Consider the following 21,159-nt stretch of genomic DNA (forward strand, 5'->3'; position numbering starts at 1 on the left):
TGTGATGTGATTCACTTAAATGTAGCAGCGGGGGGCGCCGATTTTAGGGCTTTCGTACAAGTATGACTTTCCGCTCACCGGCGCCCGTGCAAACGGTCCAGCTCGCGGCGTTCCTTCTTCGTCGGCCGCCCGGCACCGCGGTCGCGCACCGGCATGGACGCCAGCACTTCCTTCGGCGGAGGCGGCGGCGAGTGATCCGCGTAGCAGCGCCGCGCGACGGGCGCGCCGACGCGCTTGCGCACGGTGGCCAGCACCTCGAGCGTCATTTCGCGGTGGTCTTTCCAGATGCGTACGGTGTCGCCGGGCACGACCTGCGTGGCCGGCTTCACCGACGCACCGTTGAGTTTGACGTGCCCGGCGCGCACGGCGTCGGCGGCGGCGCCGCGGGTCTTGAAGAGGCGGACCGCCCACACCCACACGTCGATGCGCACAGGGGTTCCGTCCGGCTGGGTCATCCCGTGCTCCTAGTCCTTGCCGTTGAGGGTCTTGCGCACCTTGTTGGCGTTGATCAGGCCGCCGACGACGGCGATGATGAAGCCGAGGACGAGCCAGGTGGATCCGAACCCGGAGATGAGGAACATGCCCAGGCCGCCGACGAGGCCGCCGCCGACCCACAGGGCGGTGTTGCGGGTGTATTTGCGCACGTCGGATTTGCGCTTCTCGATGGGGTTGCTGGGGCGGGGCTGCATTGTCATGGGGTCAATCCTACTTAGTCTCCGGCGGTTTCCACCCAGGCGGTTCCGGCTTCACGGGTGGAGGTCTGTCCTTGTGTCAACGTCGCGAGGAGGTCATTTAGTTCCTCCGCCCCGCCGGGGTCGACGGCGAGGGTGTAGGTGGCGTGGGCTCCATAGGACACGTCGACCACCTCGACTCCCCGGGCGCGCAGCTCGGCTTCGATCCGGCCGGCGTCGGCGTGGGGGAAGTCGGCCTGGCGGAGCTCTTTTTGGGAGCGGGTGACCTGTTCGACCAGCGGGAGGGCGTCACCGACGGAGTTGGAGTAGGCGTGCACCAGTCCCCCGCCGCCGAGTTTGACGCCGCCGAAGTAGCGGGTGACCACGGCGGCGATATCGAGCATCCCGGAGCCTTTGAGCTGTTCGAGCATGGGCTTGCCGGCGGTGCCGGAGGGCTCCCCGTCGTCGGAGGAGCGTTCCACGGGGTTAGAGCCCTCGACGTGGTGGAGGTAGGCGCTGCAGTTGTGGGTGGCGTCCGGGTAGCGGGCCTTGATTTCCTGGATGAAGTCGCGGGCCTCATCCGAGTCGCGGACGCGGCGGATGTGGGTGATGAAGCGGGAGCGTTTGATCTCCCATTCGTACTCGGTGGTGACGTCGGCGCGGGGCAGGCGGTAGGAGGATTGCATGTCGCCTTTGAGCCTACCCGTGCAGGGCGGGGGAAAAATCCATAGCCTGGAGGGCATGGACACAGCGACTTACCCGGGATCCGACTTCTTCGCCGTTTGGGCGCCTGCCCCTGAGGAGGTTCGTCTGCGCGTCGGCGTGGAGGACTCCGCGGTGTATCCGATGGCCAAGCGCGCCGGTGACTGGTGGGTGTGCTCGGAGCCGGGGGTCACGAAAGAACCCGGCCTGCGGTATGGCTTCGAGCTGCTCATCGACGGCGAGTGGTCCCCCACGTTCCCCGATCCGCGCACCCGCGCCCAGCCCGACGGCATTCACGGGCTTTCCGAGGTGGTGACCGAGGACTTCGCCTGGACCGACGAGGCCTGGACCGGGCGGACGTTGGAGTCGATGGTGATCTACGAGCTGCACGTGGGCACCTTCACCCCGGAGGGGACCTTCGACGCGGTCATCGACAAGCTCGACCATCTGAGTGATCTGGGTGTCACCGCCCTCGAGCTGATGCCGGTCAATCCCTTCGGCGGGGAGCGCAACTGGGGCTACGACGGGGTGGATTGGCTCGCCGTCCAGCACTCCTACGGTGGGCCGGAGGGACTGAAGCGACTGGTCGACGCGTGCCACAACCGCGGGATCGCCGTCATCTTGGACGTGGTGTACAACCACTTCGGCCCCGACGGAAACTACAACGGCCTCTACGGGCCCTATACTGCCGGCGGCTCCACCGGCTGGGGCGAGACGGTGAACCTGTCCAACCACCAGTCGGATGAAGTGCGCGCCTACGTGCTCGACTCCGTGCGCCAATGGCTGGGCGAATTCCACATCGACGGGCTGCGCTTGGATGCGGTGCACTCTTACGACGACCGCGGCGCCTACTCGATCATGGAACAGATGCGGGCGGTCGCAGACGATGTCCAGGGCCGCACCGGCATCCCGAAGACGCTCATCGCGGAATCCGACCTGAACGACCCACGCCTACTCACCGACCGCGCCGGCGGTGGCTACGGCCTGGACGGCCAGTGGGTCGACGACATCCACCACGCGTTGCACACGCTGGTGTCCGGGGAAGACCACGCCTACTACGAAGACTTCGGTTCCCTGGAGGTGCTGCTCAAGGCCCTGCGGGAGGGCTGGTTTTTCACCGGCACCTATTCCTCTTATCGGGGACGCACCCACGGGCGGGAGATCAACAAGGAGCACGTGCCCGCCTGGAAGCTGGTCACCTACACCACCACGCACGATCAGACCGGCAACCGGGCGGCGGGCGATCGCCCGTCGATGAACCTGAGCCCGGAGCAGCAGGTGCTCAAAGCGGCGGTGATCTACTGCTCGCCCTTTACCCCGATGCTGTTCATGGGCGAGGAGTTCGGCGCGACGACGCCTTTCCCCTTCTTCTGCTCGCACACTGACGAGCACCTCAATGAGGCGACCCGGGAGGGGCGTCGCCGCGAGTTCGCCCACTCCGGGTGGGATGACCACGAGGTGCCGGACCCGGCGTCGGAGGCGACGTATTCCTCCGCGAAGCTAGATTGGAACTTCGACGCCGACCAACAACGCATCCTGGAGGGCTACACCACCCTGCTGCGGTTGCGCCGGGAGCTGCAGCTGGCGCGCCCGGACCTGCGCGAGCTGACGGTCGACGGCGGGGGCGACGAAATGGCGCCCTGGTTGGCGATGGGCAACGACGAGCACCTGCTGCTGGCAAACCTCTCCGGACGCACCGCACACGTGCCCTACGGCGGACAGCTGGTGTATTCCTTCACCGACCCGCAGGTCGGCGACGAGGCCACCGAATTGGCGCCGTGGGAGTTCGCGCTGGTCAAACGTTCCTAGCTAGTTGCTCACCAGGTACTCGTACTCCGGGGTGTCTGGCTCGAGCTGGCGGCAGTCGATCCGGGACTCGTTCATCCGGGCGAGCAGCCCACTGAGATCGCTGGCGCTGCCCAGCTCGATGCCGACGAGCGCGGCGCCGGTCTCTCGATTGTTGCGCTTGAGGTATTCAAACAGGGTGATGTCGTCCTCGGGGCCGAGGATGTCGTTGAGGAAGTGCCGCAGCTGGCCGGGCTCCTGAGGGAAGTTCACCAGGAAATAGTGCTTGAGCCCGCGGTGGACCAGGGAGCGCTCCATGATCTCCGCGTAGCGCAGCACGTCGTTGTTGCCGCCGGAGATGATCGCCACGACCACGTCGCCTTCTTCGAGGTTGACCTCACGCAGTCCCGCGACGGACAGGGCGCCGGCGGGCTCGGCGATGATGCCTTCCGACTGGTAGAGGTCCAGCATGTCGGTGCAGACCGCGCCTTCGTCGACGTCGACCAGATGCAGGCGCCCGAGGTTGCTCTCCACGATCTGGTAGGTGGCCTGGCCGGTCTTGCCCACCGAGGCGCCGTCGACGAAGGTGTCCACCTGTTCCAAGGCGATTGGGCCACGGTTGTCCAGCGCCGCGGCCAGCGACTTCGCTCCGGCCGGTTCGACGCCGATGACCGCGGTGCGCGGCGTCATGTCGGCGAAGTAACTGAGCACCCCGGACAACAGGCCGCCGCCGCCGACGGGCACGAAGATGGCGTCGAGGTTCTTGCCCAGCGTCGTGAGCTGGGAAAGGATCTCCGCGGCGACGGTGCCCTGCCCGATGACGGTGTCCCGGGCGTCGAAAGGCTCGATGACGGTGGCGCCGGTGGCCTCCGCCTCGGCGCGGGCGGCCGCGGAGGCTTCGTCGAAGGTCGCGCCGGTGAGGATGACCTCGACCATGTCACCGCCATGGACGGCGATGCGGTCGCGTTTTTGCTTCGGGGTCTTGTTCGGCACGAAGATCTTGCCGCGGATGCCCATGGTGCGGCAGGCGTAGGCGACGCCCTGGGCGTGGTTGCCGGCGGAGGCGGCCACTACGCCGGCGGCCCGCTCCTGCTCGTTCAAGTTGGAGATCGCGTAGTAGGCGCCGCGGATCTTGTACGAGCGCACGTCCTGCAGGTCCTCGCGCTTGAGGTAGACCTCGTAGCCCGTCTCGTCGCTTAACCGCGGACAGTACTGCAACGGGGTCGGCGCAATCACCGTGGAAATTCGCGCCTGGGCGGCCTGAATGTCGGAGGCGTGCACGGGCTCGAATTCCTGGGACTGCGTCGTGGTCGTCATGCCCGTAGAGTCTAGTCTCCCCCTCCTGCCCCGCCGTCAAGCCAGGCCCACTTTCCGCGGGCGGTGGCCTTGCTTCATTCATTGTTCACGGGGCGGCCACCTGTCACTGGCCGGGATTTTCCCCTCCCCTCACCTTGCCCGGCTATTGATGAGGGGACTTACAGAATTCCCCGGCGCCTGGCACCGGGAAGCCATGCCTTTCACAGAGTTGGAGACTGAAATCTTGTCTGTCCGCCGTTCCGCCGTGGCCTTGTGCGCCGCCGCGGCCACCAGCCTGACGCTCGCGGCCCCGGCCGCCGCCCTCATCGTCGAGGAACCGATCCTTGACGCCGTCGACGCCGACGCCTTTTCCATCGCCCCGATCGGTTCCTACGACTCGGGTCAATTCGACGAGTCCGCCGCCGAGATCGTCACCTATCACCCGCAGACCCGGCAGCTGCTGGTGGTCAACGCGCAGTCCGGCAACATCGACCTGCTCGATGTCTCCAACCCCACTGCCCCGGTGCTAGCGGGTGAGGTGCAGGCCGGCGAGGGCAACGGCATCAACTCCGTCGCCGTGCGCGCCGACGGGCTGGCGGTAGCCAACGTCGAACCGGCGGACAAGACCGACGAAGGCTCCATGCTCTTCTTCGACGCCAACACCGGCGACGAGCTCGGCCGGGTCATGCTGGGCGGAGCCCTGCCGGACATGGTGGGCATCTCCGCCGACGGCCGCTACGCGTTTTCCGCCAACGAGGGCGAGCCGGCGGAGGACTACTCCGTCGACCCGGAGGGATCTGTCTCCGTCGTGGCGCTGCCGGAGGAACTGGCGGCCCCGACCCAGGACGACGTCCGCGTCGCCGATTTCCGCGCCTGGAACGCCGACGGACCGCGCGAGCTGCATGAGGACATCCGTATCTTCGGCCCCACCGAGGTCGACGGCCAGCCGTATGAGACCACCGTGGCGGAGAACCTCGAGCCGGAATACATCACCGAGATCGACGGCAAGCTCTACACCACGCTGCAGGAGAACAACGCCGTGGCCGTCGTCGACCTGGAGTCCGCGACCGTGGAGGAGATCTTCCCGCTCGGTTTCCAGGACCACAATGTCGTTGCGCTGGATGCCTCCGACCGCGACGGCGGCGAGGACTCGGGCGGCGCGGACACGGGCGCCGTGAACATCGAGAATTGGCCGGTGTTGGGCATCCACCAGCCGGACGCCATCGAGGCGTACCACGGCGCGGACGGCGCCGGATACCTGGTCATGGCCAACGAGGGCGACGCCCGCGACTGGGACGTCTACTCGGAAGAAGCCCGCATCAAGCACCTGGGTGATCCGGAAGAGGTCGACTACAAGGGCGACGCGCTGCCGGGGCTGTGCGAGGGCTACCAGGGCCTGACCGCGGGACAGATCGACGAGCTGCAAGATGATCTCGGCGCCGGGCGGCTGCGCATCACGGTGGCCGACGGGCTCAACGAGGACGGCACCTGCTTCGAGCAGCTGTACTCCTACGGGTCGCGTTCCTTCTCCATCTTCGACGTCGAGGGCAACGAGCTCTTCAACTCCGCCGACGATTTCGAGCAGATCACAGCGCGCCTGCACGAAGACGGTGAGTTGCTGTTCAACGCCGGCCACGACGAGGGATGGTTCGATTCGCGTTCCGACAACAAGGGCCCGGAGCCGGAGGGCGTGGCCCTGGGCGAGATCAATGACCGCACCTACGCGTTCATCGGCTTGGAGCGCCTCGGCGGAGTGATGGTCTACGACGTCACCGACCCGGCGGAATCCCGGTACGTCGCCTACGTCAACAACCGCGACTTCTCCGTCTCCGCGCTCGACGAAAAGACCGAAGATGTCGTGGAGAACTGGCAGGAGTCCGGCGACCTCGGCCCGGAGGGACTGGTGTTCATCCCGGCCGCCGACTCCCCCAACGGTGAGAACCTGCTGGCGGTAGGCAACGAGGTTTCCGGCACGACCACGATCTTCGAGATCACCGGTTCCGTGACCGACGGCGCCCCGGCCGAGAACGAGGACCCCTCCCCCGCCCCCACCAGCCTGCCGGGGTCCAGCCAGCTCAGCTCCTCCTTCAGGTAGTGAGCAGACGCGGCTTCCGCTGTCCGGTCACACGCTGACCGGCGCCGGGGCGTCGGCGGCGACGTGCTCGTGGATCCACGCCAGGCTGCGCTGCCAGAAATCTTCTGCGGCGAAGCGGGCGTTGCGCTCCTCGGCGAGCGGACCGTCAGGCAGATGCAGGGCGTCGGCGGTGGCCAACGAGGTGATCTGCACCCGCCGGACGCGCTCGGCCCGGATCTCCTGGTAGCGCTGACGGGCGCGGTCCCAGCCGGTGCCCTGCTCGAGTCCGTCCATCAAGCAGTCCGCGAGCACGATGGCGTCTTCGATGGACTGGTTCGCACCCTGCCCGTGGTGCGGCACCATCGCGTGGGCGGCGTCGCCGATCAGTGTGATGCGCCCGCGGCTCCACTTTTGCAGCGGCGGGCGGTGGAACAGCCCCCAGCGTTCTGCCGCCGGTGCCGCGCTGATCATCTCGACGACGGCCGTGTCCCAGTCGGAAAACGCCGCCAGGTGCTCGTTCTCCTCGGCGGGCGTGACCCAGGACTTCTCCGCCCACGGGCCCTGGTGGCGGCGTACCAGCAGGAAGTTCTGTTCGCCGTTGCCGATCGGGTAATGCAGCAGGTGGCCCTGCGGGCCCATCCAGAATTGGATGGCCTCCGGATCGGGCAGCGAGGGCGTCTGCTCTGGCGGGACCAACCCGCGCCAGCCGTGGCAGCCGGAGAACTGCACGTCGTCGTAGCCGAGAAGCTCCCGGCGCAGGCGGGACCGGATGCCGTCCGCGCCGATGACCAGGTCCGCCTCGACGCTGTCGCCGTCGGCGAAATGCAGGATCGCGGACTGTCGCCCCTCCTCGACGCGGACGCAGCGTTTGTTCAGGTGTAGGGCCTCGTCGCCCACCGCTTGCTTCAGCATCTGCTGCAGATCCGCCCGGTGGACGCCGTAGTAGGGCGCCCCGGCGCGCTCGTGGTATTCCTGCCGGGACAGCGTCCGGTTGAGGACGCGGCCGTCGCGGCCGTCGCGAAGCACCAGCCCGTCGATGTCGGCGGCCTTGACGGCGAGTTCCTCGCCGATGTCGATGCGATCGCGCAGGAAGCGGGTGGCGTTGGCGGACAGCGCCACGGCCGCGCCCACTTCCCGCAGCTCCGCCGCCTGGTCGAAGACCTGGGGCTCGAGGCCGCGACGACGTAATTCGGCGGCGAGGGTGAGCCCGCCGATGCCGGCCCCCACGATCGCGATACGGGTGCCGGCTCGAGAGGTGGACGTCGAGGTCATGTTCGTTTCCTTAGGGTGCTGGGTGACGGTGACTGGAGACGAGCATAGGAGCGGGACGGGACGCTGCGCACCGGCAGAATGTGGGGCGTTTACACCCCCTATTCCGACACTGTGTCGGATAGGGTGTGTGAGCATGGAGCGGTTTCCCGAACTCGACGACACGCTGCAGGACTTATCGGAAGTCCTCGACCGCCGACTCGTCGTCGTCGACGAATCCATGCACGTGGTGGCGTACTCCATCCACGAATCCCCGGAAGATCGCACGCGGTTGTTCCACCTGCTGACCCACAGCGATTCCTGGCCCGCTCCGGCCACGGCGACCGCGCCCTATTCCGTGGACACCCCGCCCGGCCTGCGCCCCACGGCTTTCGTCCGGTTGCTCGACCCGCAGAAACACATCATCGGCCACCTGCTCGTCCCGGTAGGCGACACCACGGAAGACGCGACGTTGCCGGAAACCCTCACAGCCGCCGCCGAGCAGGTGGCCGAGTTACTGCTCGCCAGGCGCAGCGAAGAAACTGGCAGGATGGCGCGTTCCCACGAGCTCACCCGCGACCTAGTCACGGACGACCCGTCCACCCGTACGGCGGCGGCCGAGGCCCTGCTCGCGGAACGCCGACTCAGCTCCTCACCGCACTACTGCGCCGTCACCCTGGGCGTGGATCCCCGGTCTGCCACGCGGCTGGAGCACGAGAAGACCTCGCAGGCGGTGGCGCGCACGCTCCGGTTCGTCCGGGAAACCTCCACCGCGACGGTGGTCGGCGGCGTCCTCGACGATCACACGGGCGTGCTCGTGTTCCCTCGCCCGGTGGTCGCCGAGCGACTCGCCCGAATTCTGCGCAGCCCACAGGTGAGCCCAGTGCGCGCCGGGATCGGGCCGCTGACTGCGCTGACGGACATGCACCTTTCCTTCGCCCGGGCCCGGCTGGCCTGGCGGGCCTCGTGGCTGGCGCCCACGGACCATGACGTGGTCACCTCGTGGGAGTCGGTGGGCCTGGACGGGACGTTGGCACGGTTGCCGGTGGAGGATTTCACGGCCGACGACCTGCCGCCCGCCGTCCGCGACCTGGTGGGCGCCGTGGATTCCCCGGCGTTGATCTCGACTTTGGAGACCTATCTGGACGCCGGCGGCGACGCGCAGCGTACCGCCCGGTTGCTGCACATCCACCGCTCCACGTTGTATTACCGGTTGGACAAGCTGCGGGCGATCATCGACGGCGATCTCAGCGACGGGGTGGTGCGCCGCGAGCTGCACACGGGGCTGCGCCTCGCCCGGCTCGCCGGCTTGCTGCCGAGGCAATGACGACGCAGCGCCTCCCCACATTCGGGGAGGCGCTGCGTGTCGATGCCGCGAGGTGCGCGGCGGCGGGAGCTTAGAACAGCTCGGCGGAGGCGATCTTCGCGCCTTCGACCAGGGACTCGAGCTTGGCCCATGCGATCTGCTCGTGCAGACGCCCGCCCAGGCCGCAGTCAGTGGAGGCGACGACGTGCTCCGGTCCGACCTGCTCGGCGAACTTGATGATGCGGTCCGCCACCAGACGCGGGTGCTCGACGGCGTTGGTGTTGTGGGAGATCACGCCCGGGTAGAGCAGGAAGTTCTCCGGCAGCTTCCGGTCCTGCCAGACGCGCCACTCGTGGCCGTGGCGCGGCGAGGACGCCTCGAAGGAGATGCCGCCGACGTTGGCCTCGAGGACGACGTCGATGATGTCCTCAAACGGGATGTCGGTGGTGTGCGGGCCGTGCCAGGATCCCCAGCAGACGTGCAGGCGGGACTGCTCGCGCGGGATGCCCTCGAGTGCGGAGTTGATGGCGTCGACGCGGATCTTCAGCCAGTCCTGGAAGTCGGACAGCGTCGGCTCCGGGTTGATCTGGTCCCAGGCCTCGGCCAGGTCCGGGGCGTCGAGCTGGACCGTGAAGCCGGCGTCGGCGATGGCCTTGTACTCGTTGGACAGCGCGTCGGCGCACGCCTGCACGATTTCTTCGTCGGTGTCGTAGTACTCGTTCTTCAGGCGCGCGGCGGAGCCCGGGGACAGGGCGGCGATGAAGGCGTCGGAACGGCCGAACTTGTCGACGGCGTTACGCAGCAGCTTCGCGTCCGTCTCCACTTCCTCCTGGCCGATGTAGGTGATCGGGCCGGTGAACTTCGGGTTGCCCACGGCGGCGCGGCCGGTGAAGATGCCGGACTCCGGGTCCTCGTAGGCAGCGCGGAAACGCTCGCGGTCGCGGCGATCGGAGAAAGAGGTCAACTGGATGTTGCCCGGGGTGGAGCGGACCTTTTCCTGGTTCGCCCAGCGATCCTCGTCCGTCATGGTCAGGCCGCCGAGTCGGGAGAAGGAGTAGTTCCACCACGCGCCGTAGTCGATCTTGCCGGAGGTGATGTGCCCGTACTCGCCCTCATTGACGATGTCGATGCCCAGATCGACCTGGCGCTTGACCACCTCGTCGACGGAAGACTGCAGGATCTCGAAGTACTGCTCTTCGCTGATCGCGCCTTCTGCGCGCTTGTTGTTGGCCTCCAGCAGTTCCGGGGTACGCGGCAGGGAGCCGACGTGGGTGGTACGAATGTGATTCGCCATGGATGCGTGTCCTTTCCTCGTGTTCATGTCCGTACGAGACGATCCGATCGACGGGGTCACGCCGCTGCCGTCGTTTCATCCCCGAGAAATCCTAACAGACCATGCTGTCTGCCCGGCCCCGGGGCTTCACGGTGGCGTAGGGGCAGACGTCCATAAGGTGCTGTTCCAAGTTCACATTTGAGCCGATTTCGCTGATATCCCCACTGTTGTGTACTGCAGTTTTCTGAATGGTTACGGTTACGTCCGTTAGCGTGGTGTACCTATAACTGCCGGTGACTGGCCTCGGGGCCCGATGTTATCGGTGGCTGGAGGTCGCTTTGTGTGCGAGCACCACCCCGCCTAATGCAAGAGCGGGAAGCCAAAATGCCCAACCTGAATGCAGCTGATAGACGGGCAAGAAAATCAGGGGCGCGAACCCGGAGCCATAAAACCGGAAGGCTTGAACCGTGGAGAGAAGAGAAGACCCCCTGGGACTGCGCAGAACCAGCAAATTAATGGTCATCTGCACACCTTGGGCTGCCAGCACCGCGGCCGCCCAGGCAAGGGCAACCAGCCAGGCCGTCGGCGCTAGGGGAACCACAGCAAGCGCGATCGTTCCGCTTAAGGCGCTGACCGCGAATACGGAGTGTGCTCCATGCCGATCGGCGGCGATCCCGATTCTGCGGGAGGCAATAAGTGCTGCCACACCGCCGCTCATCACGACCAGCCCTCTTCCCACCGGCCCGAGGGAAAACTGGTCTTCGACATGCAGCGCAATCAGGAAACCCAGTCCGAAGATGCCCGCCCCGACGACAAACCCACCGGCCATGTAGACAAAAAGCGGAATCCACCTGACAGGCCCGGAGGAGGACTCCGGCTCGGTAACCGGGGCAGGGACGTTGGGCACGCGTACCAAGAGGATGAATATGATCGCTACTGCGATGACGCTGTAGGTCAGCCGCCAGTCGACAAGACTGGCGACGCCGGAAATTAACGGACCAGACAACAGGCCCAGCGACTGCATGGTGGCGTATATGCCTAGTGCCGAACCGAGTTCCTCGGGCGGGATGAGGGCCTTGAGGATGACCTGGAGCACGGGGGTGATGAAGGCGCTGGCCACGCCAATGACGAAAAATCCCACCACGAACAGACCCCACCACGGGGTGAAAATCAACACGAACGTAAATATCAGGGTGACCGCATAAGCGGTGAGCACGACGCGGTGCGGCGGGATCGCGCGGACCAGTCGGGAGGAAAACAACATCACGGTGGCGAAAGGGAAAAGAAAAAACGCCATCGTTGCTGCTGCTTGGTCGAGAGTGATACCGAAACTGTCGGCGAACTCCGGCAAGACTGCGGCTAAAGATTGTCCCCAGAAAGGACTGATAAAACCGCCCACATAAATAGTGGCAATCTGTAATTTTCTCATCGGCCTCGTCCCACTCTGTTCGCTGACGACACGGTGGCTCCCCTGCCACCTAGGGTGGTGTTACCGCAGCCGCTCCCCCACCTGCGCTGTCGGCGACGTCCAGACTGTCAACTAAGCAAGCCCACCGCGGGGCACATCCGTCACCACGGCCGGTTTCTCCAACACATAAAATCCTTCGGCGACGTCGTGTCGGACCTGCACGAACCCTTCCCGCACGTACAGCGCGTGCGCGCGCAAGTTGGCCTCGTCGACGCACAGGGAGATCGCCGGAGACCCCAGATCCTGGGCCAACGCGGTGGCGGCGCGCAACAGGCGGGCGCCCAGTCCGCGGCGTCGCTGGCGGCCTTCGACGGCGATGGCCACCTCGGGCACCTCCGGGCGGGTGAATCCAAAGCCGTGGTGCTCAGCACTGCCCCAGTTCAACCAGGCGGCGCCAGCCGGGACACCGCGGTGGTCGAAGGCGACGACGCCTCCGCGCTCAGCGCGCCAGGCGTCGACGTAGAAACGGGTGTCTTCCTCGAACCCCGGGCCGGGGTCGAGCGTCTCGTCCCCGAACACATCCGTCAGATAGTTCAGCCGCGCGATGTAAGTGCGGTCGGATTCTGTGGTCTCACGGAGGTGAAAGTTACTCATGGAGTAACAGATTAGAACAACTCGCTGGAGGCGATCTTCGCGCCCTCCGCAAGCGAGCCGAGCTTGGCCCACGCGATGTCGCGGTGGATGCGCCCGCCCAGGCCACAATCAGCGGAGGCGACGACGTTCTCCGGGCCGACGAGGTCGGCGAAACGGATGATGCGGTCGGCGACCAAGCGCGGGTGCTCAAGGGCGTTGGTGTTGTGGGAGATCACGCCCGGGTAGAGCTTGAGGCCCTCCGGCAGTTCGCGGTTCTGCCAGACGCGCCACTCGTGCGCGTGGCGCGGGCCGGCGGACTCGAAGGACAGTCCGCCGACCTTGGCCTCGAGGATGACGTCGACGATGTCGGCGAAGGGGACGTCGGTGGAGTGCGGTCCGTGCCAGGACCCCCAGCAGATGTGCAGCAGGGTCTGCTCGCGCGGCAGGCCTTCGATGGCGGTGTTGATGGCGTCGATGCGTACCTTAAGGAAGTCGAGGTAGCCGTCGAGCGTCGGTTCCGGGTTGATCTGATCCCAGCTCTCGGCCAGATCCGGGGCGTCGATCTGGACGGTGAAACCGGCGTCCGTGATGGCCTTGTACTCCTGGCCCATTGGCTTGGCGGCGGCCAACACGGCGGCGTCCTGGTCCTCGTAGTATTCGTTGGTCAACCGCACCGCGGAGCCCGGGGACACGGCGGCGAGGAAACCGGCGTTGTCTGCGCCGGCGGCGTCGAGGCCGCCACGCAGCAGGGCGGTGTCGCGGGCGACGGCGTCGGCGCCGATGTATTCGATCGGCCCGGTGACGGCCGGGAATTCGGTGACGTCGCCTTCCTCCTTGTCGAAGTTCTCGCCGGCGTCGGATTCCGCGTAGACGGCCGGGAAGGCCTCGAAGTCGCGGCGCGCCATGAACTCGGAGAGCACGACCTTGTCGGTCGGCCGCTTCGCCAGTGCCGCGGCGTGGCGCTCGGCGTCGATGACCTCGAGGCCGGACAGGCGGGTGAAGACATAGGACCACCAGGCGCCGTAGTCGATCTCGGCGTTCATCAGGTGGCCGTACTCGCCCTCGTTGATGACGTCGATGCCGATTTCCAGCTGCTTGGCGACGACGCGACGGGCCGATTCCTCCAGCACGCGGTTGAATTCCGCGTCGTCGATCTGTCCCTTGCTGCGCTGGTAGTTGGCCTCGATGAGCTCTTTCGGGCGCGGCAGGGAGCCGACGTGGGTGGTGAGAATACGGTCTGCGGACATGGATGCCCCTTCCTGGATCAATGAAAACGTTGCTTCCAGCCAGACCGGGGCTCCGGGTTGTGGCTCTGCCCCAAATTAGCCGCCTAACGCCCAACTGTGCGAGGAATGCACAGTTTTATATTCACCTACGAAAGGAGATCTGTGCCTTATCCCAGGATCCCCGGCCCCATCGTGGCCTTCAGATCGCCCATCAGGTTGCCGGTGCGCTCCACGCGCAGATGATCGCCCAACACCATCAACTGGGACTGGTCGCCGTGCACCAGGTTCAGGTACACGTCGGAGTCGCCGTGGTTGGCGGCCAGCACGTCCTTGAGCTTGCGGATGTTGTCCATCGTGCACTGCTCCGTGCGCATCGTCAGTCGCAACGGCAGGCCCGCGCCGTTGCCCGGGCCCAGCTCCGGGACCCGGATGTCATCGCAGAACAGGCTCATCCGGTCGTCGCGGATGCGCACCTGCGCCTTCGCCAGGATGATGTTGTCCTCCACGATCTGCGGAGCCACCAGCGAGTACACCTTGTTGAACACGAGGATCTCGACCTGGGCGCCGTTGTGGTCTTCCACCGTGACGATCGCCCACGGGGAACCGTCCTTCTTGGAGAAGCGCCGGTCCACGCCCGAGATGATGCCGCCGATGGTGACCTCCTGGCCGTGGCGCATCTCCCCGGACAGGATATGCGTCAGCGCCGTGTCGGTCTGCATCTCCAGGGCTTCTTCGAAGCCGTCCAGCGGGTGGCCGGAGACGTACATGCCGAGCATCTCGCGCTCGAGGGTCAGCTCGTGCTTGCGGTCCCACTCCTCGTCGGGCACGTCCAGCTTGAAGGCGTTGTCGGCGGGCCCGTCTTCTCCCCCGCCCAGAGCGGCGAACAGGTCGAACTGGCCCTTGTCGGCGGCCTTCTTGGTGGTCAGCACGCTGTCGACGGCGTCGTCCGAGATCAGCATCAGGCCCTTGCGCGGGTGTCCGAGCGAGTCGAAGGCGCCGCCCTTGATCAGCGACTCGGTGACGCGCTTATTGCACGGCACCAGGTCGATCTTGTCCAGGTAGTCGCCGAAGGAGGTGAACCGTCCCTTCGTGCGGCGGGTCTCCACGATGGATTCGACGATCTCGTGGCCGACGTTGCGGATGGCGCCCATGCCGTAGCGGATGTCCTCGCCCACGGCCATGAAGTCCTGCTCGGACTCGTTGACGTCCGGCGGCAGCACCTGGATCCCCAGGTGGCGACAGTCGGAGAGATAGATCGCGGAGCGGTCCTTCTTGTCGCCCACCGAGGTCAACAGCGCCGCCATGTACTCCGGCGCATAGTGGGCCTTGAGATAACCGGTCCAGTACGAGACCAACGCGTAACCCGCGGCGTGCGACTTGTTGAACGCGTACGACGCGAAGGGCTCGATCGTGCCCCACAGCGCGTCGACGGCGCTCTGGGTGTAGCCGTTGGTAAACATGCCCTCGGAGAACTTCTCGTACTCCTTGGCCAGCACCTCCGGCTTCTTCTTGCCCATGGCCTTACGGAAACCGTCTGCTTCGCCGGCCGTGTAGTTGGCCACCTTGCGGGCGATCTCCATGATCTGCTCCTGATACACGATCAGGCCGTAGGTCTCGTCGAGGATGTCCTTCAGCGGCTCATCCAGCTCCGGGTGGATCGGGGTGATCGGCTTGCGCCCGTTCTTGCGGTCCGCATAGTCCCAGTGGGCGTTGACGCCCATCGGTCCCGGCCGGTACAGCGCCAGGGAGGCGATGATGTCATTGAAGCCCGTGGGCTTCATGCGCTTGAGCAGCTCCTGCATGCCGCCGCCGTCCAGCTGGAACACGCCCAGAGTGTCGCCGCGGCCGAGCAGCTCGTAGACGCCCTCGTCCTCCACCGCGAGGTTTTCCAGGTCGATCGACTCGCCGCGGTTCTTCTTGATGTTGTCCACGGCGTCGCCCAACACGGTGAGGTTGCGCAGCCCCAGGAAGTCCATCTTCAGCAGGCCGATCTCCTCACAGGCCGGGTAATCCCAGCCGGTGATGATCGCCCCGTCGGCGGGCCGCTTCCACATCGGGATGTGATCCAGCAGCGGCACCGACGCCATGATCACGGCGCAAGCGTGCACGCCGGTCTGGCGCACCACGCCTTCGAGACCACGGGCGGTCTCGTAGATCTTGGCCACGTCCGGATCGTTCTGGATCAGGTTGCGCACCTCGGTGGCCTCCGAGTAACGCTCGTGCTCGGGGTCGGTGATCCCGGACAGCGGGATGTCCTTGGCCATGATCGGCGGCGGGAGTGCCCCGTTGATGCGGTCGGCCATCTGGAAACCGGGCTGGCCGTAGTTGACCTTGGCGGCGTCCTTGATCGCCTGCTTGGTCTTGACGGTGCCGAAGGTCACCACCTGGGCGATCTTGTCCTCGCCCCAACGTTCCGCGGCGTAGGTGATCATTTCCCCACGGCGGCGGTCGTCGAAGTCGATGTCGATATCGGGTGCGGAGGGGCGTTCCGGGTTGAGGAAACGCTCGAAGAGCAGGCCGTATTCCATCGGGTCGATGTTGGTGACCGTCAGCGCGTAGGCCACCAACGAACCGGCGGCCGAGCCGCGGCCCGGGCCGACGCGGATGCCGATGGAACGGGCGTGCTTGATGATCTCGGCGACGATGAGGAAGTACGAGGGGTAGCCCTTCATGTCGATGACTTCGATCTCGTACTTCGCACGCTCGAGGTAGTCCTCGGGGACCTCCGCGCCGTCGAAACGCTCCTCCAGCCCGCGCTGGACTTCCTTCGCCAGCCACGTGGTGGGGGTCTCTCCCTCCGGGACGTCGGCGACCGGCATCCGGTCGTGCGGGTGCGCCTCCCAGATCTCGCCGTAGTCCTCGACGCGCTCGGCGATCCACAAGGTGTTGTCGCAGGCGTCGGGCACCGTGTCGTCGAAAAGATCGCGCATCTGCTCGGCCGTCTTGATGTAGTAGCCGGTGCCGTCGAATTTGAAGCGGTCCTGGTCCAGGAGGGTCTTGCCCGTCTGCACGCACAGCATCGCCTCGTGCGACTGCGCCTGCGACTCGAGCACGTAATGGCAGTCGTTGGTGGCCAGGGCCGGCAGCTCCAGCATCTTGCCGATGCGCAGCAGATCGTCGCGCACGCGCTGCTCGATGTGCAGGCCGTGGTCCATCAGCTCCAGGAAGTAATTGTCCTTGCCGTAGATGTCCTGCCACATCGCCGCGGCCTCCAGGGCCTCGTCGAACTGTCCCAGACGCAGACGGGTCTGCACGTCGCCGGACGGGCAGCCGGTGGTGGCGATGATGCCGTCGGCGCGCTCCGCGATCAGCTCCGCGTCCATCCGCGGCCACTTGCCCAACTGACCTTCATACGAGGCCATCGACGACAAGTAGAACAGGTTGCGCAGGCCGGTGGCGTTTTCCGCCAGCATCGTCTGGTGCAGGTACGCGCCGGACGCCGAAACGTCGTCACGCTTCTGGTCGGGCGTGCCCCAGCGGACACGCTTTTTGTTGAACCGCGATTCCGGCGCCATGTACGACTCGATGCCGATGATCGGCTTGACCCCGGCTTCGGTCATCTTGCGGTAAAACGCGTTCGACCCGAACATGTTGCCGTGGTCCGTGATCCCCACGGCGGGCATGCCCTGCCGGTCGACCTCGTCGGCGAGCATGTCGATCTTGGCCATGCCGTCGAGCATGGAATATTCGGTGTGGTTGTGCAGATGCACGAATGACGACTTCTTCCCCATGAAGGTCATCCTATCCGCCGAAGAACACGTTGGGAATCCACCGATCGGCCCTCAAGGACGATACGGAAAGTCCCGACGCTGACGCGCGTCAATCTGCGCCTGCTCCGACCAGGCGATGACGGCGAAGGTCCGCACGACGCTGATCTTCTCGGCCAGCCCGGCGCGGTCACGCACCTGCGCCAGCCGTTCGGCGAAGACGTCGTTGCGGGTCAGTTCACCGTGGACGGTCGTGACGAAGTTGTGTTCCGTCAATCCGGTCAGGGCGCGGATCCGCTGGTCCTGGATGGGATACAGGTGGGGGCGTTTGCGCGCGATGAGTTTGCTGGCGATGACCGGGCCAATGCCCACGATCTCCTGCAGCGCCCGGTTCAGCTTCTCCGCGGGCCACCCCGGTCCGAGTTCCGCCACGGGCACGGTCGCCAGGTCACGGTCATGCCCGATCTCGATGAGCAGTCGGGACAGCTCGTCGGAACGCTCGTAGAGGATGCGGACGATCGCCGACCAGTTGTCGATGGGCGCATCGAGGAACTGCACCGCCACGACGTCTTCGGCGGTGAAGACGTTCGGGCGGGGATCTTCCGGGGCCCAGTGGTCGAAAAACGCGCCGTCGAAAAGCATGCGCTCGTCCTCCGGCACCGACTCCAACCGCGCCGAATAGTAGCGGCGCAGATGCTCGACGGCCCGCTCGGCGTCGCCGCGCAGGGACTGCGGAAGAGTAATTCCAGTCACACTGTCCATGTCCCCACTCTAGCCAACCCGCGCGGTCGAAAAGGGGGAGGTCTACGGTTAGTCGCATGCTCAATACCGTCCTGGCCTACCTGCTGTGGGGGTTCTTCCCGGCGTTTTTCCCGTTGCTGCTGCCGGCCTCGCCGCTGGAGATCATCGCCCACCGCGTGATCTGGACGGCGGTGTTGATGGTGTTGGTCATCCTGATCAACGGCGCGTGGCGTGAACTGCGCGACGCGTCGGCGAAAACCTGGGGTTACCTGGCGCTGGCCGGGGTGCTGATCACCGCCAACTGGGGCATCTACGTCCTGGCGGTCAACACCGACCACGTCGCCGACGCCGCGCTGGGGTATTTCATCAACCCGCTGCTGTCGGTGCTGCTGGCCACCCTCGTGCTGCGGGAGACGCTGCGGAAAAGACAGGTCCGGGCCATCGCCGTCGCCGGCGTCGGCGTGGTGGTGCTGATCTTCCTGGCCGGCCAGCCCCCGGTCATGGCGCTGGGGATGGCGCTGACCTTCGCTTTCTACGGTCTGATCAAAAAGCAGATCACCGTCTCCGCCACCGCCTCCGTCGCGGCGGAAACCCTCGTCGTCGCCCCCGCCGGCGTCGCCTATCTGATCTGGCTGTCCGGCCGGGACGAGTCGACGTTTCTCACCGAAGGGCCCACGCACGCCGGGATGCTGATGCTCGCCGGCGTGGTCACGGCGCTGCCGCTGCTGTTTTACGGCAGTGGGGCGAAACAGCTCCCGCTGACCACGATCGGCATGCTGCAGTACATCACCCCCACCATGCAGATGCTGTGGGCGTTGTTCGTCACCCAGGAATACCTGTCCCCGGCGCGCTGGCTCGGCTACATCATCATCTGGATCGCGGTGGCGATCTATCTCAGCGACCTGCTCGCCCAGCGCCGGGAAAGACGCTCGGCCGCGGCGGGCTAGCGTCCCACCAGTTCCGCCGGGTCGACGCCGGGCACCTGGACCGGTCGCACCCCGAAACGCCCCCAGGCGGCGTCCGGCGGCAACGTCTCCACCGCCGCGACGTCGGCGTCCTCGGCCACCGAGCGCAACGCCTCCCCGTCGTCGTAGGCGATGACGGCGGTCATCCGCTCTGGCACGGGAACGTCTCCGACGCCCTCGAGGGAATCCGCGATGCGGGAAAACTGCCGGTCGAACACGTCCGTGCGAGTCTCCCCTGCCGTCGGCTCCGGCAACCCGTAGGGGGCGGACATGCCGATGATCATCGCGTTGACGCGTCGCAGCCCGTCGGTCACCCGGTCGGCCTCCGGGCTGGCCAGCGGTTCGGTGAAGGTGATCAGCCCGAAGACCTCCTCCCCCGCCGGGGCGGCCGCCAGGGACTCTGCGGCGCGGCGTTGGTACTCCCCGAAACTCTCCTCGGGGTCCATGCCCAGCATGTCGCCGTTGATCTCCGCCACGGGCCGGCCCGTAGCGTCATCGTTGTAGGCGAAGACCACCACCCCCAACGCCACCAGGACGGCGACGATGACGGCGGCCAGCGTCCCCTTGCTGCGTGTCATCCGCGGATCACCTCCAACGCGTGGTGCAGGTCATCCGGGTACGGTGCCTCGATCTCCACCCATTCGCCGTTGGCCGGGTGATGGAAGCCCAGCTTCACGGCATGCAGCCACTGCCGGATCAGCCCCAGCCGCTTGCCCAGGTTCGGATCGGAGCCGTACATCGGGTCACCGCAGCACGGATGCCCCGTGGCTGACATGTGCACCCTAATCTGGTGGGTGCGCCCGGTCTCCAGCTGAATCTCCACCAGGCTCGCCTCCCGGAACGCCTCGACCACCTTGTAGTGAGTGATCGCCTCCTTGCCGTCGGCGGTGACGGCGAACTTCCACCCCGCCGACGGGTGTCGCCCGATCGGCGCGTCAATGGTGCCCGACAACGGATCCGGCAGCCCCTGGACCAACGCGTGATACGTCTTTTCCACGGTGCGTTCCTTGAACGCCCGCTTCAACACCGAATAACCGCGCTCGCTGGCCGCCACCACCATCACCCCGGAGGTGCCGACGTCCAGGCGCTGCACGATGCCCTTGCGCTCTGGCGGGCCGGACGTCGAAATCCGGAAACCGGCGGCCGCCAACCCGCCCAACACCGTCGGGCCCTCCCACCCCACCGTGGGATGCGCCGCCACCCCCACCGGCTTATGCACCGCAATCAGGTCGGAGTCCGAATAAATGACGTCCAACCCCTCCACCACCTCCGCCTTCGGCAGCAACGGCTCCTCCGGCGCCGGCAGGGTCACCTCCAGCATCACCCCGGAGCTGAGGCGGTCGGACTTCATCGCCGCGGAATGATCGATCAACACGTCGCCGTCAGCGATCAACTCCGCCGCCGCCGACCTGGAAATACCGAACAACCGGGAGACCGCGGCGTCGACACGCATCCCCTCCAGCCCTTCCGGCACCGGCAACCTACGCACTTCACGACTCATCGATCCACATCCTTCCGGCCCGGGGCACCGTCATCGGCGCCCTCCGCCTCCTGTGTCTGCGCCGCCTTCGCGGCGTCAGACTGCCGCTTATCGTCGAGAACCATGGCGAGGACAAACACCCCCACCCCCACTGAAATCGACGCGTCCGCGATGTTGAACACCGCAAAATCACCGATGGAGATGTAATCCACGACGTGACCGAACCAAAACCCCGGCTCCCGGAACAACCGGTCCACCAAATTGCCCAAGGCGCCGCCGCCGATCATCGCCAACCCCACGGCCGTCCACTTCTCGCGCATGAACGGGGCCGCGATCAGCACGCCGACGACGAACACGAGCTGGATGGTGGTGAACAACCACGTGGCGTCCTCCCCCATCCCGAACGCCGCACCCGGATTGAACAGCAAAAACAGCCGGAACCAGTCGCCGAGGACCGGGACCGGGACGCCGGGCTCCAAGTTATTGAGCATCCATTGCTTGACCAGCTGATCGACTACTGCCACGCCGACGACGACACTAAGCATCAACGGGACCAGACGGCCTCGGGAACGGCGCGGGGAAGCTGCGTTAGGGGTGCTCACCCCTCCCATTATCACCGTTGAGCCCTGTGTCTTCCACACCGG

The 21,159-nt window shown here is 66.2% G+C and carries 18 protein-coding genes; 4 read left to right on the forward strand and 14 right to left on the reverse strand.

Annotated elements, in window-relative coordinates; genetic code table 11:
- Positions 1-74: 74 nt before the first annotated feature.
- From B841_RS08730 to B841_RS08740, 3 genes are read right to left on the reverse strand one after another with little or no spacing between them, the layout of a single operon-like run.
- Positions 75-455, reverse strand: a complete 381-nt coding sequence (locus B841_RS08730; protein WP_020935130.1) for an RNA-binding S4 domain-containing protein — start codon at positions 453-455, stop codon at positions 75-77.
- 9 nt (positions 456-464) lie between these two features.
- Positions 465-695 carry a hypothetical protein gene (locus B841_RS08735; protein ID WP_041631846.1) on the reverse strand — a complete coding sequence of 77 codons (231 nt, stop codon included), beginning with the start codon at positions 693-695 and terminating at the stop codon, positions 465-467.
- A 14-nt stretch (positions 696-709) separates the two neighbouring features.
- Complete coding sequence (locus tag B841_RS08740) at positions 710-1,357, reverse strand: YigZ family protein (protein WP_020935132.1); 648 nt, start codon at positions 1,355-1,357, stop codon at positions 710-712.
- Between the two features lie 55 nt (positions 1,358-1,412).
- Here B841_RS08740 and treZ point away from each other — a divergent pair, with 55 nt between their 5' ends.
- Positions 1,413-3,182 carry a malto-oligosyltrehalose trehalohydrolase gene (treZ, locus tag B841_RS08745; protein WP_020935133.1) on the forward strand — a complete coding sequence of 590 codons (1,770 nt, stop codon included), beginning with the start codon at positions 1,413-1,415 and terminating at the stop codon, positions 3,180-3,182.
- Here treZ and ilvA read toward each other — a convergent pair whose 3' ends face one another.
- Positions 3,183-4,475 carry a threonine ammonia-lyase IlvA gene (gene ilvA / locus B841_RS08750; RefSeq protein ID WP_020935134.1) on the reverse strand — a complete coding sequence of 431 codons (1,293 nt, stop codon included), beginning with the start codon at positions 4,473-4,475 and terminating at the stop codon, positions 3,183-3,185.
- A 223-nt stretch (positions 4,476-4,698) separates the two neighbouring features.
- Here ilvA and B841_RS08755 point away from each other — a divergent pair, with 223 nt between their 5' ends.
- Positions 4,699-6,549 (forward strand): choice-of-anchor I family protein, encoded by a 1,851-nt coding sequence (locus B841_RS08755; RefSeq protein WP_041632238.1) that lies wholly within the window; start codon positions 4,699-4,701, stop codon positions 6,547-6,549.
- Between the two features lie 27 nt (positions 6,550-6,576).
- Here B841_RS08755 and B841_RS08760 read toward each other — a convergent pair whose 3' ends face one another.
- Positions 6,577-7,800, reverse strand: a complete 1,224-nt coding sequence (locus B841_RS08760; RefSeq protein WP_020935136.1) for an FAD-dependent monooxygenase — start codon at positions 7,798-7,800, stop codon at positions 6,577-6,579.
- Positions 7,801-7,933: 133 nt separating this feature from the next.
- Here B841_RS08760 and B841_RS08765 point away from each other — a divergent pair, with 133 nt between their 5' ends.
- Positions 7,934-9,103 carry a PucR family transcriptional regulator gene (locus B841_RS08765; RefSeq protein ID WP_020935137.1) on the forward strand — a complete coding sequence of 390 codons (1,170 nt, stop codon included), beginning with the start codon at positions 7,934-7,936 and terminating at the stop codon, positions 9,101-9,103.
- 70 nt (positions 9,104-9,173) lie between these two features.
- Here the strand turns inward: B841_RS08765 and B841_RS08770 are convergent, their stop codons facing one another.
- From B841_RS08770 to B841_RS08795, 6 genes are all read right to left on the reverse strand, one after another.
- Positions 9,174-10,376, reverse strand: a complete 1,203-nt coding sequence (locus B841_RS08770; RefSeq protein WP_020935138.1) for a cobalamin-independent methionine synthase II family protein — start codon at positions 10,374-10,376, stop codon at positions 9,174-9,176.
- A 295-nt stretch (positions 10,377-10,671) separates the two neighbouring features.
- Entirely contained in the window at positions 10,672-11,784 is a 1,113-nt protein-coding gene (locus B841_RS08775) for an MFS transporter (RefSeq protein WP_041631847.1), read from the reverse strand.
- Positions 11,785-11,895: 111 nt separating this feature from the next.
- Complete coding sequence (locus B841_RS08780) at positions 11,896-12,417, reverse strand: GNAT family N-acetyltransferase (RefSeq protein ID WP_020935140.1); 522 nt, start codon at positions 12,415-12,417, stop codon at positions 11,896-11,898.
- Between the two features lie 11 nt (positions 12,418-12,428).
- A complete protein-coding gene (locus tag B841_RS08785) occupies positions 12,429-13,643 on the reverse strand; it encodes an epoxyalkane--coenzyme M transferase (RefSeq protein WP_020935141.1) in 1,215 nt (404 codons plus the stop codon).
- Between the two features lie 146 nt (positions 13,644-13,789).
- Positions 13,790-17,353 carry a DNA polymerase III subunit alpha gene (gene dnaE / locus B841_RS08790; protein WP_020935142.1) on the reverse strand — a complete coding sequence of 1,188 codons (3,564 nt, stop codon included), beginning with the start codon at positions 17,351-17,353 and terminating at the stop codon, positions 13,790-13,792.
- A 51-nt stretch (positions 17,354-17,404) separates the two neighbouring features.
- Positions 17,405-18,091, reverse strand: a complete 687-nt coding sequence (locus B841_RS08795) for a DUF6308 family protein (RefSeq protein WP_020935143.1) — start codon at positions 18,089-18,091, stop codon at positions 17,405-17,407.
- A gap of 56 nt (positions 18,092-18,147) precedes the next feature.
- On the opposite strand from B841_RS08795, the gene rarD reads away from it, so the two are divergent.
- The gene (rarD, locus tag B841_RS08800) at positions 18,148-19,017 is read left to right on the forward strand and encodes an EamA family transporter RarD (protein ID WP_020935144.1); all 870 of its coding nucleotides are present in this window, start codon (positions 18,148-18,150) and stop codon (positions 19,015-19,017) included.
- On the opposite strand, the gene B841_RS08805 is transcribed toward rarD, so the two are convergent.
- The 3 genes from B841_RS08805 to lspA are packed head-to-tail and all read right to left on the reverse strand — an operon-like array spanning position 19,014 to position 21,126.
- Positions 19,014-19,613, reverse strand: coding sequence for a hypothetical protein (locus tag B841_RS08805; protein ID WP_020935145.1), 600 nt, complete (start codon positions 19,611-19,613; stop codon positions 19,014-19,016). The genes rarD and B841_RS08805 overlap by 4 nt on opposite strands.
- On the reverse strand, positions 19,610-20,536 hold the full coding sequence (locus B841_RS08810) for an RluA family pseudouridine synthase (RefSeq protein ID WP_041631848.1): 927 nt from the start codon (positions 20,534-20,536) through the stop codon (positions 19,610-19,612). Before B841_RS08810 ends, B841_RS08805 begins: the two co-directional genes overlap by 4 nt.
- Positions 20,533-21,126 carry a signal peptidase II gene (lspA, locus tag B841_RS08815; RefSeq protein WP_404825438.1) on the reverse strand — a complete coding sequence of 198 codons (594 nt, stop codon included), beginning with the start codon at positions 21,124-21,126 and terminating at the stop codon, positions 20,533-20,535. Before lspA ends, B841_RS08810 begins: the two co-directional genes overlap by 4 nt.
- Positions 21,127-21,159 lie beyond the last annotated feature (33 nt).

Origin of the sequence: Corynebacterium maris DSM 45190 (assembly GCF_000442645.1) — a bacterium.
Classification (GTDB): domain Bacteria; phylum Actinomycetota; class Actinomycetes; order Mycobacteriales; family Mycobacteriaceae; genus Corynebacterium; species Corynebacterium maris.

Bases quoted from the DNA above. Each gene is read 5' to 3' on its own strand.
- B841_RS08730 (WP_020935130.1), bottom strand. From the start codon at position 455: ATGACCCAGCCGGACGGAACCCCTGTGCGCATCGACGTGTGGGTGTGG.
- B841_RS08735 (WP_041631846.1), bottom strand. From the start codon at position 695: ATGACAATGCAGCCCCGCCCCAGCAACCCCATCGAGAAGCGCAAATCC.
- B841_RS08740 (WP_020935132.1), bottom strand. From the start codon at position 1,357: ATGCAATCCTCCTACCGCCTGCCCCGCGCCGACGTCACCACCGAGTAC.
- treZ (WP_020935133.1), top strand. From the start codon at position 1,413: ATGGACACAGCGACTTACCCGGGATCCGACTTCTTCGCCGTTTGGGCG.
- ilvA (WP_020935134.1), bottom strand. From the start codon at position 4,475: ATGACGACCACGACGCAGTCCCAGGAATTCGAGCCCGTGCACGCCTCC.
- B841_RS08760 (WP_020935136.1), bottom strand. From the start codon at position 7,800: ATGACCTCGACGTCCACCTCTCGAGCCGGCACCCGTATCGCGATCGTG.
- B841_RS08765 (WP_020935137.1), top strand. From the start codon at position 7,934: ATGGAGCGGTTTCCCGAACTCGACGACACGCTGCAGGACTTATCGGAA.
- B841_RS08770 (WP_020935138.1), bottom strand. From the start codon at position 10,376: ATGGCGAATCACATTCGTACCACCCACGTCGGCTCCCTGCCGCGTACC.
- B841_RS08775 (WP_041631847.1), bottom strand. From the start codon at position 11,784: ATGAGAAAATTACAGATTGCCACTATTTATGTGGGCGGTTTTATCAGT.
- B841_RS08780 (WP_020935140.1), bottom strand. From the start codon at position 12,417: ATGAGTAACTTTCACCTCCGTGAGACCACAGAATCCGACCGCACTTAC.
- B841_RS08785 (WP_020935141.1), bottom strand. From the start codon at position 13,643: ATGTCCGCAGACCGTATTCTCACCACCCACGTCGGCTCCCTGCCGCGC.
- dnaE (WP_020935142.1), bottom strand. From the start codon at position 17,353: ATGGGGAAGAAGTCGTCATTCGTGCATCTGCACAACCACACCGAATAT.
- B841_RS08795 (WP_020935143.1), bottom strand. From the start codon at position 18,091: ATGGACAGTGTGACTGGAATTACTCTTCCGCAGTCCCTGCGCGGCGAC.
- rarD (WP_020935144.1), top strand. From the start codon at position 18,148: ATGCTCAATACCGTCCTGGCCTACCTGCTGTGGGGGTTCTTCCCGGCG.
- B841_RS08805 (WP_020935145.1), bottom strand. From the start codon at position 19,613: ATGACACGCAGCAAGGGGACGCTGGCCGCCGTCATCGTCGCCGTCCTG.
- B841_RS08810 (WP_041631848.1), bottom strand. From the start codon at position 20,536: ATGAGTCGTGAAGTGCGTAGGTTGCCGGTGCCGGAAGGGCTGGAGGGG.
- lspA (WP_404825438.1), bottom strand. From the start codon at position 21,126: ATGGGAGGGGTGAGCACCCCTAACGCAGCTTCCCCGCGCCGTTCCCGA.